The organism is Simplicispira suum, assembly GCF_003008595.1.
In the GTDB taxonomy this organism is placed as follows: Bacteria; Pseudomonadota; Gammaproteobacteria; order Burkholderiales; family Burkholderiaceae_C; genus Simplicispira; species Simplicispira suum.
This window is the reverse complement of sequence record NZ_CP027669.1, coordinates 244,845-259,638: the sequence shown is the minus strand read 5'-3', so window position 1 is coordinate 259,638 and position 14,794 is coordinate 244,845. Positions and strand designations below refer to the sequence as shown.

The 14,794-nt window shown below is 61.9% G+C and carries 13 protein-coding genes; 3 read left to right on the top strand and 10 right to left on the bottom strand.

What is annotated here, in order from left to right:
• Positions 1 to 3: 3 nt before the first annotated feature.
• From C6571_RS01245 to trxA, 3 genes are all read right to left on the bottom strand, one after another.
• Entirely contained in the window at positions 4 to 261 is a 258-nt protein-coding gene (locus tag C6571_RS01245; protein WP_106445088.1) for a type B 50S ribosomal protein L31, read from the bottom strand.
• Between the two features lie 93 nt (positions 262 to 354).
• The gene (gene rho / locus C6571_RS01240) at positions 355 to 1,617 is read right to left on the bottom strand and encodes a transcription termination factor Rho (protein ID WP_106445087.1); all 1,263 of its coding nucleotides are present in this window, start codon (positions 1,615 to 1,617) and stop codon (positions 355 to 357) included.
• A 246-nt stretch (positions 1,618 to 1,863) separates the two neighbouring features.
• On the bottom strand, positions 1,864 to 2,196 hold the full coding sequence (trxA, locus tag C6571_RS01235) for a thioredoxin TrxA (protein ID WP_106445086.1): 333 nt from the start codon (positions 2,194 to 2,196) through the stop codon (positions 1,864 to 1,866).
• Positions 2,197 to 2,400: 204 nt separating this feature from the next.
• On the opposite strand from trxA, the gene C6571_RS01230 reads away from it, so the two are divergent.
• The gene (locus C6571_RS01230) at positions 2,401 to 3,678 is read left to right on the top strand and encodes a TIGR03862 family flavoprotein (protein ID WP_245901479.1); all 1,278 of its coding nucleotides are present in this window, start codon (positions 2,401 to 2,403) and stop codon (positions 3,676 to 3,678) included.
• A 73-nt stretch (positions 3,679 to 3,751) separates the two neighbouring features.
• Complete coding sequence (locus tag C6571_RS01225) at positions 3,752 to 4,678, top strand: adenylate/guanylate cyclase domain-containing protein (protein WP_245901348.1); 927 nt, start codon at positions 3,752 to 3,754, stop codon at positions 4,676 to 4,678.
• Positions 4,679 to 4,816: 138 nt separating this feature from the next.
• Here C6571_RS01225 and C6571_RS01220 read toward each other — a convergent pair whose 3' ends face one another.
• The 5 genes from C6571_RS01220 to C6571_RS01200 form a co-directional block, all read right to left on the bottom strand.
• Complete coding sequence (locus C6571_RS01220; RefSeq protein ID WP_106445084.1) at positions 4,817 to 6,064, bottom strand: acyl-CoA dehydrogenase family protein; 1,248 nt, start codon at positions 6,062 to 6,064, stop codon at positions 4,817 to 4,819.
• A gap of 32 nt (positions 6,065 to 6,096) precedes the next feature.
• The gene (locus C6571_RS01215; RefSeq protein ID WP_106445083.1) at positions 6,097 to 7,182 is read right to left on the bottom strand and encodes a phosphotransferase; all 1,086 of its coding nucleotides are present in this window, start codon (positions 7,180 to 7,182) and stop codon (positions 6,097 to 6,099) included.
• Positions 7,183 to 7,195: 13 nt separating this feature from the next.
• A complete protein-coding gene (locus C6571_RS01210) occupies positions 7,196 to 7,915 on the bottom strand; it encodes a Crp/Fnr family transcriptional regulator (protein ID WP_106445082.1) in 720 nt (239 codons plus the stop codon).
• A gap of 107 nt (positions 7,916 to 8,022) precedes the next feature.
• Entirely contained in the window at positions 8,023 to 8,802 is a 780-nt protein-coding gene (locus tag C6571_RS01205) for an oxepin-CoA hydrolase, alternative type (protein ID WP_106445081.1), read from the bottom strand.
• 4 nt (positions 8,803 to 8,806) lie between these two features.
• Positions 8,807 to 10,327 carry a 3-hydroxyacyl-CoA dehydrogenase gene (locus tag C6571_RS01200; RefSeq protein ID WP_106445080.1) on the bottom strand — a complete coding sequence of 507 codons (1,521 nt, stop codon included), beginning with the start codon at positions 10,325 to 10,327 and terminating at the stop codon, positions 8,807 to 8,809.
• Between the two features lie 167 nt (positions 10,328 to 10,494).
• On the opposite strand from C6571_RS01200, the gene C6571_RS01195 reads away from it, so the two are divergent.
• A complete protein-coding gene (locus tag C6571_RS01195) occupies positions 10,495 to 12,477 on the top strand; it encodes a hypothetical protein (protein ID WP_146139286.1) in 1,983 nt (660 codons plus the stop codon).
• Between the two features lie 178 nt (positions 12,478 to 12,655).
• On the opposite strand, the gene C6571_RS01190 is transcribed toward C6571_RS01195, so the two are convergent.
• Both C6571_RS01190 and C6571_RS01185 read right to left on the bottom strand, forming a co-directional pair.
• Positions 12,656 to 13,474, bottom strand: coding sequence for an alpha/beta fold hydrolase (locus C6571_RS01190; protein ID WP_106445078.1), 819 nt, complete (start codon positions 13,472 to 13,474; stop codon positions 12,656 to 12,658).
• 2 nt (positions 13,475 to 13,476) lie between these two features.
• On the bottom strand, positions 13,477 to 14,778 hold the full coding sequence (locus C6571_RS01185) for an O-acetylhomoserine aminocarboxypropyltransferase (RefSeq protein ID WP_106447961.1): 1,302 nt from the start codon (positions 14,776 to 14,778) through the stop codon (positions 13,477 to 13,479).
• Positions 14,779 to 14,794: the final 16 nt, after the last annotated feature.

Sequence of the window (14,794 nt, the reverse complement as noted above, 5' to 3'; positions counted from 1 at the left end):
CGCTTACTTGGCGGCCGTCTTGCCGAAACGGTTGCGGAAGCGCTCAACGCGCCCGCCCATGTTGTCGACAGACTTCTGGGTGCCGGTGTAGAAGGGGTGCGACTCGCTGGACGTCTCGAGCTTGAACATCGGCAGCTCACGCCCGTCTTCGGTCTTTCCCATTTCCTTGGTGTTCACACACGAGCGCGTGACGAACTTGAAACCGTTGGAGAGGTCCACGAAGAGCACTTCGCGGTAGTTGGGGTGAATGCCTTCTTTCATGATCGTCCTTGAATGTCGCTGCGGGAGCCGGGCCAGACCATCTGACCTACTTTCCGCTGAAAAGCCTTCGATTATAACTAATTGACGCCGGGTTTATCCGCCTCTGCGCATCATGTCGAAGAACTCGACATTGCTCTTGGTTGCTCGCATGTTCTTGATCATGAGTTCCATGGATTCCATCTCGTCCATGTTGTACATAAGCTGGCGCAAGATGCGCGTCTTTTGCAGGATCTCGGGCGTAAGCAGGAGTTCCTCGCGGCGCGTACCGCTCTTGTTGAGTTCAATGGCCGGGAACACGCGCTTTTCGTACAGGCGGCGATTGAGGTGAATCTCGCAGTTGCCTGTGCCTTTGAATTCTTCAAAGATCACTTCGTCCATGCGGCTGCCGGTATCGACCAGCGCCGTGGCAATGATGGTCAGCGAACCGCCTTCTTCCACCTTGCGTGCCGCACCAAAGAAGCGCTTGGGGCGCTGCAGTGCGTTGGAATCCACGCCGCCCGAGAGCACCTTGCCCGATGAGGGAACAACGTTGTTGTAGGCGCGAGCCAGACGGGTGATGGAGTCGAGCAGGATCACCACGTCTTTCTTGAGCTCGACGAGCCGCTTGGCGCGCTCAATCACCATTTCGGCCACATGCACGTGGCGTGCAGCGGGTTCATCGAAAGTGGATGCAATGATTTCGCCCTTCACGGTGCGCTGCATCTCGGTCACTTCTTCAGGCCGCTCATCGACGAGCAAAACCATCAGGTGCACGTCGGGGTTGTTGGCGGTGATGGCGTGGGCAATGTGCTGCATCATCACCGTCTTGCCGCTTTTGGGCGGCGCGACAATCAGCGCGCGCTGGCCTCGGCCAATCGGGGCAATGATGTCGATGATGCGACCCGTGATGTTCTCTTCGCTCTTGATGTCGCGCTCAAGCCGCATGTGCTCTTTGGGGAACAGGGGCGTGAGGTTCTCGAACATCACCTTGTGCTTGTTCTGCTCGGGCGGGCCATCATTGACCTTGTCGAGCTTGGTCAGCGCAAAGTAGCGCTCGCCGTCCTTGGGCGTACGCACTTCTCCTTCGATCATGTCGCCGGTGTGCAGGTTGAAGCGCCGCACCTGGCTGGGCGAGATGTAGATGTCGTCGGTGCTGGCGGTGTAGCTGGTGTCCGGGCTGCGCAGGAAGCCGAATCCGTCGGGCAGGATTTCGAGCACGCCATCGGCAAACACCTGTTCGCCGGCTTTCGCGCGTTTCTTGATGATCGCGAACATCAGCTCCTGCTTGCGCATGCGGCCGCCGTTTTCGATTTCAAGCTCTTCGGCCTGCTTGAGGACTTCGGACACGTGCAGTGCCTTGAGTTCGTTAAGGTGCATTGAGAGACTCCTGAGCGGAGTGATAAGAATCAGGGGGAGAGGCTGGATGCCAGGAGAGCCGCGGAACGCGGGCTTGGCACTTCTGAAGGTGCTCGAACCGATCGCATGGGTTTGCGACGCAGTGAGCAGAAAAGATTATGACAGGAAAAAAATGGGCCCGATGCGGGGGATCGGCTTGGACATCTGGATCAGCAAATTAGCAGCCTTGCGTGCAGCCCGTCGGGCAGGACTGCACGCGCAAGAAAATCAGGCGAGTTGCTGCTCGATAAACGCGGTGAGCTGTGCCTTGCTCATAGCGCCCACCTTGGTGGCTGCAAGTTCACCGTTCTTGAACAGCATGAGCGTAGGAATTCCACGAATGCCGTAGCGCGCAGGCACTTCGCGGTTGTCGTCCACGTTCATCTTGGCAACTTGCAGCTTTCCTTGGTGGCTGGCGGCCACTTCATCAAGAATGGGAGCAATCATTTTGCAGGGGCCGCACCATTCGGCCCAATAGTCCACCAGAACGGGGGTGGACGATTGGAGCACGTCGGCCTCGAAACTGGCGTCGGAAAGATGTTTGATGAGGTCGCTGGCCATGCTTTTCCTTTGACGGGTGCGAAAGAGATAGAGTCCATTCATTGTGACAGAAACCACGGCACACTCGCCTGTGGTGGTGCTGAAATACGCTATCACAGTCATAGCGAAATGCGATGTGAAAGGATCTCGAAATTGCAGCAAGGCCTGAATGATTCGGTGCACTCGCACGATGCTGTCGTCATCGGCGGGGGCCCCGCCGGCCTGATGGCGGCTCAGCAACTCGCCGCTGCGGGGCGTCAGGTGCATGTCTACGACGCCATGCCCTCGGTGGGGCGAAAATTCCTTCTGGCCGGTAGGGGTGGGCTCAACCTCACCCATTCCGAGCCAGCCGACGTGTTCCTGAGCCGCTACGGTGCGCGCGTCCCGTGGGTGGCGTCCTGGCTGGCGCACTTCGGTGCGGACCAGGTGCGTGCCTGGGCGCAAGCTTTGGGCATTGACACCTTTGTAGGCACCTCGGGACGGGTGTTTCCAGCGGAAATGAAGGCCGCTCCGCTGCTGCGCGCCTGGTTGGCCCGCCTGCGCGCCGCAGGGGTGCAGTTCCATATGCGCCAGCGCTGGCATGGCTGGGCAGCCGATGGCACGTTGCTGTTCCAAGGTCCTGCAGGTGCGTACCGCCTCGCAGCAGGCGCGACGGTACTGGCGCTGGGCGGCGCCAGCTGGCCACAGCTGGGTTCCGACGGCGCCTGGGTAGAGGCTTTGTCGGCTGATGGCACCCGCGTACAACCACTGGCGCCTGCCAATTGCGGCTTCGACGTTGTGGGTGGGCAGGGTGCGCGAGGGGAGAGCCGGCGGGAGTTTCTAAAGGAGTTGATCGGTCAGGGCGAGAAGGCGCCCAGCGGCTGGACGCCGCACTTTGTTGAGCGGCACGCAGGCGCAGCGCTGAAGTCAGTGGCTATGCGCTTTGCCGATGCAGCGGGGGCGAGTTTCTCCCGGCGCGGCGAGTTCGTGGTCACCGCGACGGGAGTGGAAGGCAGTCTCATCTACGCCGTCTCGGCCCTCGTTCGCGAGGAAATTGCTCGCAACCACAGCGCGACGGTGCATCTGGATCTGCTGCCGGACCACAGTGCACAGCGGGTGTTGGCTGAGACTGCCCATCCGCGCGGCGCGCGCTCACTGTCGAGCCATCTCAAGAGCCGCCTGGGTCTGGGCGGCGTGAAGATGGGTTTGCTGCACGAGTTGCTGAGCAAGGAGCAAATGGCTGACTCGGCGTTTCTTGCTGCTGCGATCAAGGAGCTGCCACTGGTGTTGTGCGCCGCGCGTCCGGTGGCCGAAGCCATCAGTACAGCGGGCGGCGTAGCGCTGGAGGACCTCAACGAGCATTTGATGCTGCTGCGCCGTCCGGGCGTGTTCTGTTGCGGTGAGATGCTTGACTGGGAGGCTCCGACCGGGGGCTACCTGCTCACCGCCTGCCTTGCGAGCGGCTGGCTAGCCGGGGAGGGGGCGGCCGCGTGGCGATCCGACGACGGAAATGCACCGATCTGAAACACATCTTGCCGTCAAAAGTATTTGGCTGTTTTAAACTGCCAGTTTCGCAATCCTTCTTCGGGCTGTCCTCTTGCGCATCTTCGCCACCGTGGTGTTTTCCGATCTTTCGGGAAGCACGGCCCTCTACGAGTCCCTTGGCAACGAGCGCGCTTCCCAAGCCGTGATGCGCTTGACTCGCTGGATGGGCGATGTCGTGGTCGCCCATGGCGGCCGCGTTGTGAAAGAGTTGGGCGATGGCGTTCTGAGCGTTTTCACCGACGCTCACGCTGCAGTCCAGGCGGCCGCCGATTTGCAGCGCGACCACCAGCTCACGCTGGCCCGCTGGGCCGAGCCGATGCGCATGGCGATACGGATTGGCGTCGCCACGGGTGAAGTGGTGGAGCTCGAAGGCGATACCTATGGCGACGCTGTCAACGTCGCCTCACGTTTGTGCGAGCGTGCCGGCGCGAGTGAGATCTGGGTCACGGACGCTACAGCTGTAGACGCCGGTGCTGTGCCGCGCGTGCACTTTCGTCGCCTGGGGATGTTTGACATCCGGGGCAAGTCCGAATCGCAGGTGGTCTACCAGGCCGACTGGCGCGAAGACCAGCCCCAGGAAGCCTTGACGCAACATGCTCTGCTGCCGAGTGTGATTGCCCCACTCGACAATGTGCTGGGCACCGTGGAGTTGGTGTGGACCGACGAAACGCGGGTGTTCAACTCGGATGAGGTTCCGGTGCATGTGGGGCGTTCGCCCGAGGCCGACTGCTTTGTCCATGACCCTAGGGTCTCGCGCATGCACGCGCGCATTGACTGGCGGCAAGGGGTGTTCACGCTCACCGATCTGAGCAGCTTTGGCAGCTGGGTGCGCTTTGACGGCAGCGACGCCGAGGTGCGCTTGCGGCGTGACGCCTGCATCCTTCACGGCAGCGGCGCCATTTCCTTGGGTGTTGCCTTTGGGCCGGGGGCTCCCATGCTAAGGTTTCATGTCACCGGGAGCAGCATGAGTTTAAGCTAAAATGGCTGCTAGCGCTTATTCTATAAGCACTAGCAGCTATTAATATAATAGCAAAAAGAATGGAGCGTTAGCCGGAATTTCATTCTCCAGGCGCTCCTGTTCCCGGCTACCAACCGCGCAGCACGTTATGCGCTTGGCTCAGCCCGCTTTGGGCGGCGCGTACTTGCCAAGTTCCATTTTGGCGATGGAAGCGCGGTGTACTTCGTCCGGGCCGTCGGCAAAACGCAGTGTGCGCGCTTGAGCGTAGGAAAACGCCAGCGGAAAATCATTGCTGACGCCGCCGCCGCCGTGGGCCTGAATGGCCCAGTCAATGACTTCGCAGGCCATGGTGGGGGCGACGACCTTGATCATCGCGATCTCCGTCTTGGCCACCTTGTTGCCGGCCACGTCCATCATCCAGGCGGCCTTGAGGGTCAGCAGGCGTGCCATGTCGATCTTGCAGCGGGCTTCGGCAATGCGCTCCTGGGTCACGCCTTGCTGGGCCACGGTCTTTCCAAACGCAACGCGCGACATGGAGCGCTTGCACATCAGCTCCAGCGCACGCTCGGCCAAACCAATCAGGCGCATGCAGTGGTGGATGCGTCCGGGGCCAAGGCGTCCCTGGGCGATTTCGAAGCCGCGGCCTTCGCCCAACAAAATATTGGATACAGGTACGCGCACGTTTTCAAATAGTACTTCGGCGTGACCATGAGGAGCATCGTCGTAGCCAAATACGTTGAGCGCACGCACGATCTTCACGCCCGCCGTGTCGGCCGGCACCAGAACCATGCTTTGCTGCGAATGACGCGGCGCTTGCGGATCGGTCTTGCCCATGGTGATGAACACGGCGCAGCGGGGATCGTTGGCGCCGGAAGTCCACCACTTGCGGCCATTGATGACGTATTCGTCACCCTGGCGTTCGATGCGGGTTTCGATGTTGGTGGCGTCGCTCGACGCGACATCGGGCTCGGTCATGGCAAAGGCCGAGCGGATTTTCCCTTCCAGCAGGGGCTTGAGCCAGCGCGCCTTGTTTGCTTCGTCGCCATAGCGAGCGATGGTTTCCATATTGCCGGTGTCGGGTGCTGAGCAATTGAAGACTTCGCTCGACCACAGCACGCGTCCCATGATTTCGGCAAGCGGTGCGTACTCCTGGTTGGTCAGGCCTGCGCCCTGGTAGCCAGAGGCTTGCGCCGTGTCAACAGGCAAAAATAGATTCCACAGACCGGCGGCCTGCGCCTTGAGCTTGAGTTGCTCAACAGTCTCCAGCGGTGTCCAGCGCTTTCCCGCCACCGTGTTGGCGGCCAACTCCGCTGTGTACGCGGCCTCGGCTGGATAGATGTGGTCATCCATGAACTGCAGCAGTCGGGTCTGCAGGTCCTTGGTTTTGGGTGAATAGTCAAAGTCCATGGGGATCTCCTTCAAAAACAGGGGGTGGCAATTCAGTGGGCTTGGGCAAAGCCCCACGCCATTTCCGCGAGCGGGCGTGCGCCAGCCGAGGAAGCCTTGGCTTGGGCGCTGGAGGCGGTTCCCGTTTCGACGCGCTTGGCGATGCCCTGCAGGATCGCTGCCAGCCGGAACAGGTTGTAGGCCAGATAAAAATTCCAGTCGCGTGCCAGCTCGTCGGGCGTGGCAAGACCGGTGCGCTCGCAGTAGCGCCGGATGTACTCGGCCTCGGTAGGAATGCCCAGCGCCTGGTGGTCCAGCCCGCCGATGCCACGAAACATGCCAGGGGGAATGTGCCAGGCCATGCAGTGGTAGCTGAAGTCGGCCAGCGGATGGCCCAGTGTAGAAAGCTCCCAGTCCAGCACGGCAATCGCCCGCGGTTCGCTGGGGTGGAACATGAGGTTGTCGAGCCGGAAGTCGCCGTGCACGATGGAGGTTCGGCCCGCGTCGCGCGCGCCCGCCGGAATGTGTGTGGGCAGCCATTCCATCAATCGGTCCATCTCGGCGATCGGCTCGGTGACGGAGGCCAGGTATTGTTTGCTCCAGCGGCCGATCTGGCGCTCGAAATAGTTGCCCGGTTTCCCGTAGCCCGCCAGCCCTTGCTCGGCAAAAGGCACAGTGTGCAACGCGGAGATCACCCGGTTGGTTTCATCGTAGATTGCGCCGCGCTCGGCAGGCGTCATGCCGGGCAGTGCCTGGTCCCACAGGACCCGACCCTCCATGTACTCCATGATGTAGAAGGCGCGGCCGATGATGGTTTCGTCTTCGCACAGCACGTGCATGCGGGGAACGGGCACTTGCGTGCCCTGCAGGCCGCTCATCACGGCAAACTCCCGCTCGATAGCGTGTGCCGAAGGAAGAAGTTTGGCTACCGGTCCGGGTTTGGAGCGCATGACGTAGTTGCGCGTCGGAGTGATCAGCTTGTAGGTCGGGTTGGACTGCCCACCCTTGAACATCTCCACCTGCAGTGGGCCAGAAAAACCCTCCAGCCTGGGCGCAAGCCAGGCGCTCAGCACATCGGTGTCGAAGGCATGAGAACCCGACACCTCGCGGGTTCCGACGAAGTGGTCAAAGTTGCTCATGGCAAGGCCTTTCCTAAATGTCTATTTCTGTCAGCCGCATCAGCGCAGGCCGGTCGCGTACTACCAAGCCACCGGGCTCGATCCGAATGATGTCGTCGCGCTCCATGGCCTTGAGTTCTTGATTCACACGCTGGCGCGAGGCACCCAGGAGCTGAGCCAGCTCTTCCTGCGCCAATTGCAGACCGATGCGCATTTCGTCGCTGTTCGAGAGACTGGAGATGCCGTAGCTGCGCACCAGGTGCAGCAACTGCTTGGCAAGGCGTGCGCGCAACGGCAGGGTGTTGAGATCTTCCACCAGGCCGTAGAGCTGGCGAATGCGCCGCGCATGCAGGCGCAGCATGGCTTCGTACAACTCGACGTGATTGGCCAGAATCTTCTTGAAATCGGCCTTGGCAACGCACAGGATGGTGGTTTCTCCGTGCGCGTAGGTATCGTGCGTTCGCCGGTCCCCATCGAAGATGGACACGTCGCCAAACCAGATGCCCGGCTCCACATAGGTCAGCGTGATTTGCTTGCCCGAAATCGATATCGAACTCACCCGCACCGCACCGCGCGCACAGGCAATCCATTCCTCGGGCGGATCGCCTCGGGCAGCAATCAGGCCGCCGTCCTTGAAACGTTTGACGTAAGCGCATCGAAGAATGTCGTGTCGCAACGACGGTGAAAGGGTGGAGAACCAGCGGCCAGAGTTGATCGCCTCGCGTTCATCGATAGTAAGGATGGGGTCGTCCATGGTCTGTCCTTTGTGTGACTGGTAGCGGCTTCTTTGTCGCGTGGGGGACCAGCGCACTCGAACCGCAGGGTCTTTGGGGACTGGCGGGTGGGGCGCCAGTATCCCCGTTATCGAAAGAGTGGCTCGCGCTTTTCAAAGAAGGCCACGATTCCTTCACCCGCATTTTCGTGGTGCAGGTTGTCGACGAAATGCCTTCGCTCACGCGCCAACTGTGCGTGCAGATCGCTTCCCGCTGCGTCGACGAGCAGCTCCTTGACGCTGGCCAATACATTGGGCGCACGCGCATGGAGGCTTGCACACAGATTCAGCGCCCCTGCAAGGGCCGCTCCAGGCTCGGTGAGGCGGTTGATCACGCCCAGGGCGTGCAGGCGTTCGGCCGAAATTGCTTCGCCCAGCATCAACCACTCAGCCGCCAACGCCCGCGGGACCGCCTGCGCCAAAGCCCAGCTGGCGCCGCCGTCCGGCGACAGGCCTACGCGGCTGTATGCCAGCGAGAAGCGCGCGCTGCGCGCTGCAACCGCAAAATCGCAAGCCAGCACCAAGGAGAAACCGGCGCCGGCCGCTGCCCCTTCGATGGCGGCGACGACGGGCTTGGGGTACGTACGGATGGTCTCGATCCAATCGTGCAGCGCGTCGATGCTCGCCGCCTGAACTGCAGGTGGTTGCTGGCGGTTGGCCTGCAGGCGCGCAAGGTCGCCGCCGGCGCAAAACAAACCATCAGCCCCTGTGAGCACCACAGAGCGCACATCGGCGCTTCGTTCTGCGCCGTTGAGGGCCTCGATGCCTGCAGCGTAGATGTCCGGACTCAAGGTGTTGAGCCGGCCGGGATGACTCAGCGTCAGGACCAGGGTCTGACCATCGGTGCGGCTGGTGAGTTCTGCGGCCATAGGTTCAGCGCTCCACGTGTGTCAGGCTCAGGCCCAATGCACCGCGTCGGCGCAGCCACGGGCTTGGGCGGTAGCGGGGGTCACCGTAGACGGTCTGCATGTTGAACAGGATTTCAAGAATGCTCGAAGGGCCCCAGCGGTCGCCCATGGCGAGCGGGCCCAGCGGATAGCCCAGGCCCAGCGTCACGGCCATCTCCAGGTCGGCGGGGCTGCAGATGCCTTGCTGGCAGATGTCACAGGCAATGTTCACAATGTGCGCGAGCACGCGCTGGGTGACGAAGCCACCACTGTCGCGCAACACGCTCACGGGCTTGCCGTCGCGCGCGAACAAGGCGTGGGCGGCGTCACGCATGTCCTCACGGGTGGCGGGGTTCATGGCCAGGACCCGGCGCCGCGTGCTGGCGTCCTCGATCAGCATGTCGATCCCGACGGTACGCGCAGGGTCCAGGCCATCCACCACGGCAACGGTAGTGACATCAAAGCCCAGTGGTGCGACCAGACACAGCGCCTTCGTGGAGGCTGTCGCCCCCGTTTCGATGGAGGCGCCGAGATTTTTCAGCAATTGATAGATCTCCGCGCGCCGTGCGGCACGCGGAGAGACCCACACCGGAGGCAGCCAATCTATGGCCGGCACAGGCGGATCGGCCGGCACTTGCGCAGCACCGTCTGCATAGCGATAAAAGCCTTCGCCGCTCTTGCGCCCCAAGACCCCTGCGGCCAGGCGCTGCGCTGTGATGACGCTGGGACGGAAACGCGGCTCCTCGTAGAACTGGTGGTAGATCGATTCCATCACCGGGTGCGAAACATCAAGGCCGGTCAGGTCCATCAGCTCGAACGGACCCAGCCGAAATCCAGCCTGCTCACGCAGAATGCGATCGACCGTTGCAAAATCTGCCACGCCCTCGGAGACGATGCGCAGCGCCTCGGTACCAAAGCCGCGTCCGGCATGGTTGACGATGAATCCCGGCGTATCTTGGGCCCGAACCGGCGTGTGGCCCATCTTTCGGGCGAAACCAGACAGGCTTTCACACACCGTCGAATGCGTTCGCAGTCCGGGAACCACTTCCACAATCTTCATCAGCGGTACCGGATTGAAGAAATGAAAACCGCAAAATCGCTCCGGTTGGCGCAGGCTGCAAGCCAGTGCGGTGATGGAGAGCGACGAGGTATTGCTTGCCAGCACGGCGTCGGGCGCCACGACGGATTCCAGTTGCTCAAACAAGACACGCTTGGCGTCCAGGTCCTCGACGATGGCTTCGATCACGAGGTTGCACTGCGCCAGTGCATGAATATCGTCAACCGCCAGCAGCGCGCTTCGCCACCGCTTCACCTGCTCGGGTGTTGCGCGTCCTTTTTCCGACATCCTGCGCCATTGCGCTTCTATCGCATCGATAGCGACCTGGGCAGCGCCCGCACGGGCGTCCAGCAGCAGCACATCGCTGCCGGCTTGGGCAGACAGTTGTGCGATGCCTTGGCCCATAGCACCTGCGCCCAGCACACCTACCTTGGAAAAGTTCATTGTCATCCTTGGATTATGTCGTTCGCGCAGGTGCTGTAATTTATGCAAGAATCGGAAAAATTAATTTACAAAAAAAAGTGAGACTTAGTCATCTTCTGCTCGGAATGGCGATGGTGTGTGCGGCCGGGGGCGCCGCAGCACTTTCTCTTGGCAATCCGCAAGGCACTGTCGTCTTGGGGCGTCCGTTGGATCTCGTGTTCGATGTGCGCACCGACGGGGCAGATGTATCTGATGCCTGTGTCACTGCAGGTGTCACGGCGGGCGATACACCCATTTCGCAAAGTCAGATTTCTGTGACGCCCCAGCCGAAAACGGCTGGGCGACCGGCCAGCGTGCGATTGCGAAGCAGCCAGCCGATCAATGAGCCGGTGCTCAGCGTGCGTCTTTCGGCCGGTTGTTCGGGCAGTGTGGTGCGCATTTACACGGTGTTGGCCTATCCGGCGGAAGCGATCAGCGCCGCCCAGGTGAGGGCCGAGCGCGCGCGCGCTGCCGAAGTGCCGTTGGTTCTGCGCAGCACGCTTACTTCCGCTGCTGCAGGCGCACCCGAAGGCGTACCCAGCCGTTCGGGCGCTGTTCCTTCGACCCAGGCCCCGGCGCAGCGCCCGGCTCGCGCTGAGCGCGCGGCCAGACCTGCAGTGACCCGCAAGCCGGAGCAGGAAGCGGGCCGGCCGCGCCTGATCATGGAGCCATTGTCGGACTGGCTGCAGGCGCCTTCGGTGCTGCGTGCTTCGACCGAAATCGCAGCCTTGCCTGAATCGGTTTCGCCGTCGCTGCGTGAGCAAGCAGCAGCACGGTGGCGTGCACTGAACATGCAGCCCGAAGACTTGCTGCAGGAAGAAGCGAGCCGCGCAGCGCAGGACAAGGCCCAGAGCGAAAAACTTGCCGCCGCCGAGCGCGACAAGGCAGCCGCCGTGGCGGCACAACAGCAGTTGCAAGAGCGGGCCGCTGAACGCTTCCCCGCTGTCGTCGTCTATGTCTTGTTGGCTTTGCTGCTAGCGCTTGCCGCATTGCTGGTGTGGCTCTGGGGACGCAAGCAGCGGGCGCCAGCCAACAGCGAAGGCACCTGGACCCACGGGCCGGCCAAAGCAGCCGTCCCTTCGTCCGCAGTGGCGGCAGGGGCAGGCACTGTGCGACAGGTCGCTGAGGAGCACGACGTCACAACCCGGCCACAGCCGGCTGAACCTGAAATGCTGCCGTCGGGGATGATGCCGCTCGAATTTGGGGTGTCGGATGACACGCCTGAGCCGGCAGATGATTCAACGACGGATGCCGTGCAGGCTGCAGCACCCGCTGCCGTTACGGCGGTGCTCAATCCCGAAGACTTGTTTGATCTGCAGCAGCAGGCCGAATTTTTTGTTTCCGTCGGCGAGCACGATCAGGCCATCGAGGTGATGAAAAAGCACATCGAGGCCAATCAGGCGGCTTCGCCTTCTGCCTACCTCGAACTTCTGCGCCTGTACCGTTCGCTCAGCCGCATCGAGCAGTTCAACGAATTGCGCGCGCAATTTCACCGGTATTTCAATGCCCAGGTACCTGAGTTCGCCGCATTTGCTCGGCCGGGCAGAACCCTTTTCGGCTACCCGGACGTACTCGCCCGTATTGAGGCGCTTTGGTGCGACCCGTCGGTGGTGCCTTTGCTGCAGGAACTGTTGTTCCGTGGCCAAGGACAGGACCAGCGCTTCGATCTGCCGGCCTACGACGATCTGTTGTTGTTGCATGCGGTTGCACGGACCACGCCCGCCACAGCCCGTGGGCAGTCTGCTCCGCGCCATCGCACGACGCCTCTGGAGGCTGCTGCTGCAGAGCAGGGGATGGTTCCGACCTCAGCGATAGCGACAGCGCCTGAGCCGGCCAGCAACCTCATGGAGTTTGAGCCCGACTGGGATTTCGATGCCCAGGCTGCTGCGGCCGCCGCGAAGCAGGCCCCCCCTCGGGGCGCACCCATGGAGATCGACCTTGACCTGAGCGATCTGACCCATCTCGATGCACTGACCGATTCGAGCGAGATCAGCCAGCCATTGCCTTTTCTGACGCAGCAGGAGGTGCCGGCAGTGGCCAGCACGCCGCCGCCGGCCCCTAACCAACCCGTGGGCTTCGGCGTGAACAGCGACCGCTTTGAAGCGCGGATCGATCCGGACGAGCGCAAGCCGCGTTGAACCGCACGGGCTGCTGTCGGATGTGGCAAGCAACTGGCTTCCGGCTCGGTAGTCGCCTGCATCTACCGATACCTTACGCTATGTTTTAGATAGCTATAAACGCAATATGGTAAAGCGCTAGAGCCATTTTTATCTGATTTTTTCTCGACTGGACTCGCAACCTGCCCGCTGGCGCGGTTTAGGCGGACAGGAAATTGCGCAGAGCCATCAGAGTCTCTTCGGGTGCTTCGGTCATTTCATTGTGGCCCACCGAAAGCATGGCCACCGAGACCGCTTTGCCAGCGGCTCGGGCGGCGCTGACAAGGGTTTGGGCGGCCTTTGGTGGAGTCATTTGGTCTTGCGTGCCGAGCGCGAACAGAACCGGGCAGGCAACGCGTCCGATCGCTGCTTCACCTCCTGCATAGCGATCGCAGGCCAAAAATCCCCGATGAAACAGATTGACCTTCGGGTTGCTGCGCAGCACATGCCGGCCGAGTGCCATCTGGGCGCCAAACACCCAGGTGCCCGGCCCCAAAGCGGAGGGTGGAGCGCACAGCGTGCTGCGTGAAAATACATTGACCATGCGCAAGGCTTTTTCCGGTTCGTTCAGCGCCGACTCCAGCAGCGCGGGTGAGACCTTCATCGGCCAGGCCGTACCGACCAGCGCCAAATGCGTGGCCCGCTCGCCCAGCCTTGCCGCCGTCTCCAGTGCGATCAGTGAGCCCCAACTGTGGCCCACCAGCGCAGCGCGCTGGATGCCCAGGGCATCGAGCAGCGCGATGACGAACTCCGCTGCTTCTTCCACGCTTTGTGGCGCAGCCCCCGCGCTGCGGCAGTGCCCCGGCAGGTCGATGGCCAGCACGTTCCAGCCGTGGTGGGCGAACCAGCGGCTTTGCATGGCCCAGACACTGTGGTCATTGAGTACGCCGTGGATCATCGCCACGGTGGGTTTTGCGGGATTGAAGACCTGACCGCCCGTATAGCAGTAGGTTCGCTGTCCGTTCACCAGCAGTTCCATCTTCAGCCCCCCAACTTTTCCGCCGCCTTGAGCGCGCGTTTGAGATCGTCAATCAGGTCGTCCGCGTCCTCAAGGCCAATCGACAAGCGAATCGTTCCCTGTGTGATGCCAGCCAAGGCCAGCGCCTCATCGCTCAAGCGAAAGTGCGTGGTGCTGGCCGGGTGGATGACCAGACTTCGGCAGTCGCCCACGTTGGCCAGGTGGCTGAATATCTTCAAGGTTTCAATGAACTTCTTGCCCTGCTCGCGCGTTCCTTTGAGGTCAAAGCTGAACACCGAGCCTGCGCCGCGCGGTAGAAGCCGCTTGGCCAGCTGGTGGCTGGGATGCGTCTCCAGCATGGGGTGACCGACGCGCGCGACAAAATCCTGGTTTGCGAGAAACTCCACCACGCGCTCGGTGTTGCGCATGTGCTGCTGCATGCGCAGCGGCAGGGTCTCTATGCCCTGCAAAATGAGCCATGCCGTGTGCGGGCTCATGCAGGCGCCAAAGTCGCGCAGGCCTTCGCGGCGAGCGCGCAGCAGAAAGGCGCCTACGGAGCTTTCTTCGGCAAACACCATGCCATGAAAGCCATCGTAGGGCTCAGTCAGCTCAGGGTAGCGGCCTGATGCTTCCCAGTCGAAGCTCCCGCCGTCGACCAGCACGCCGCCAATCACCGTACCGTGTCCACTGAGGAATTTGGTGGCGGAGTGGTACACGATGTCTGCACCGTGCTCGAAGGGCTTCATCAGCCAGGGCGTGGTGAAGGTGGAATCGACCAGCAAAGGCACCCCCGCCTCGTGCGCAATGGCACTCACGCTGGGGATATCAAGCACATCCAGACCAGGGTTGCCCACAGTTTCGCCAAACAGCAAACGCGTGTTGGGTCGGATCGCTGCGCGCCACGCGCCAAGGTCGCCTGTGGGTACGAAACTGGTTTCAATGCCAAAGCGGCGCAGCGTGTAGTGCAGGAGATTTTGCGATCCACCGTACAGCGCGCTGCTGGCCACGATGTGTGAGCCTGCGCCCATCAGCGTGGCAATGGTCAGATGCAGCGCCGCCTGGCCACTGGCCGTGGCAACAGCGCCAACGCCGCCTTCCAGCGCTGCCATGCGCTGCTCAAACACTGCGGTGGTGGGATTGCTGATGCGCGAATACACATGTCCGCCGCGCTCCATGTTGAAGAGCGAGGCCGCATGGTCGCTGGATTCGAAGACGAACGATGTCGTGAGATGAATTGGCACGGCCCGCGCACCTGTGGCGGGGTCGGGGGTGGCGCCGGCATGCAGGGCCAGCGTGTCGAAGCCGGGATCGGCGTAACCGGACATGTTTTTCTCCAAAGCG

Bases quoted from the DNA above. Each gene is read 5' to 3' on its own strand.
- C6571_RS01245 (WP_106445088.1), bottom strand. From the start codon at position 261: ATGAAAGAAGGCATTCACCCCAACTACCGCGAAGTGCTCTTCGTGGAC.
- rho (WP_106445087.1), bottom strand. From the start codon at position 1,617: ATGCACCTTAACGAACTCAAGGCACTGCACGTGTCCGAAGTCCTCAAG.
- trxA (WP_106445086.1), bottom strand. From the start codon at position 2,196: ATGGCCAGCGACCTCATCAAACATCTTTCCGACGCCAGTTTCGAGGCC.
- C6571_RS01230 (WP_245901479.1), top strand. From the start codon at position 2,401: ATGGCGGCTCAGCAACTCGCCGCTGCGGGGCGTCAGGTGCATGTCTAC.
- C6571_RS01220 (WP_106445084.1), bottom strand. From the start codon at position 6,064: ATGGACTTTGACTATTCACCCAAAACCAAGGACCTGCAGACCCGACTG.
- C6571_RS01215 (WP_106445083.1), bottom strand. From the start codon at position 7,182: ATGAGCAACTTTGACCACTTCGTCGGAACCCGCGAGGTGTCGGGTTCT.
- C6571_RS01210 (WP_106445082.1), bottom strand. From the start codon at position 7,915: ATGGACGACCCCATCCTTACTATCGATGAACGCGAGGCGATCAACTCT.
- C6571_RS01205 (WP_106445081.1), bottom strand. From the start codon at position 8,802: ATGGCCGCAGAACTCACCAGCCGCACCGATGGTCAGACCCTGGTCCTG.
- C6571_RS01200 (WP_106445080.1), bottom strand. From the start codon at position 10,327: ATGACAATGAACTTTTCCAAGGTAGGTGTGCTGGGCGCAGGTGCTATG.
- C6571_RS01190 (WP_106445078.1), bottom strand. From the start codon at position 13,474: ATGGAACTGCTGGTGAACGGACAGCGAACCTACTGCTATACGGGCGGT.
- C6571_RS01185 (WP_106447961.1), bottom strand. From the start codon at position 14,778: ATGTCCGGTTACGCCGATCCCGGCTTCGACACGCTGGCCCTGCATGCC.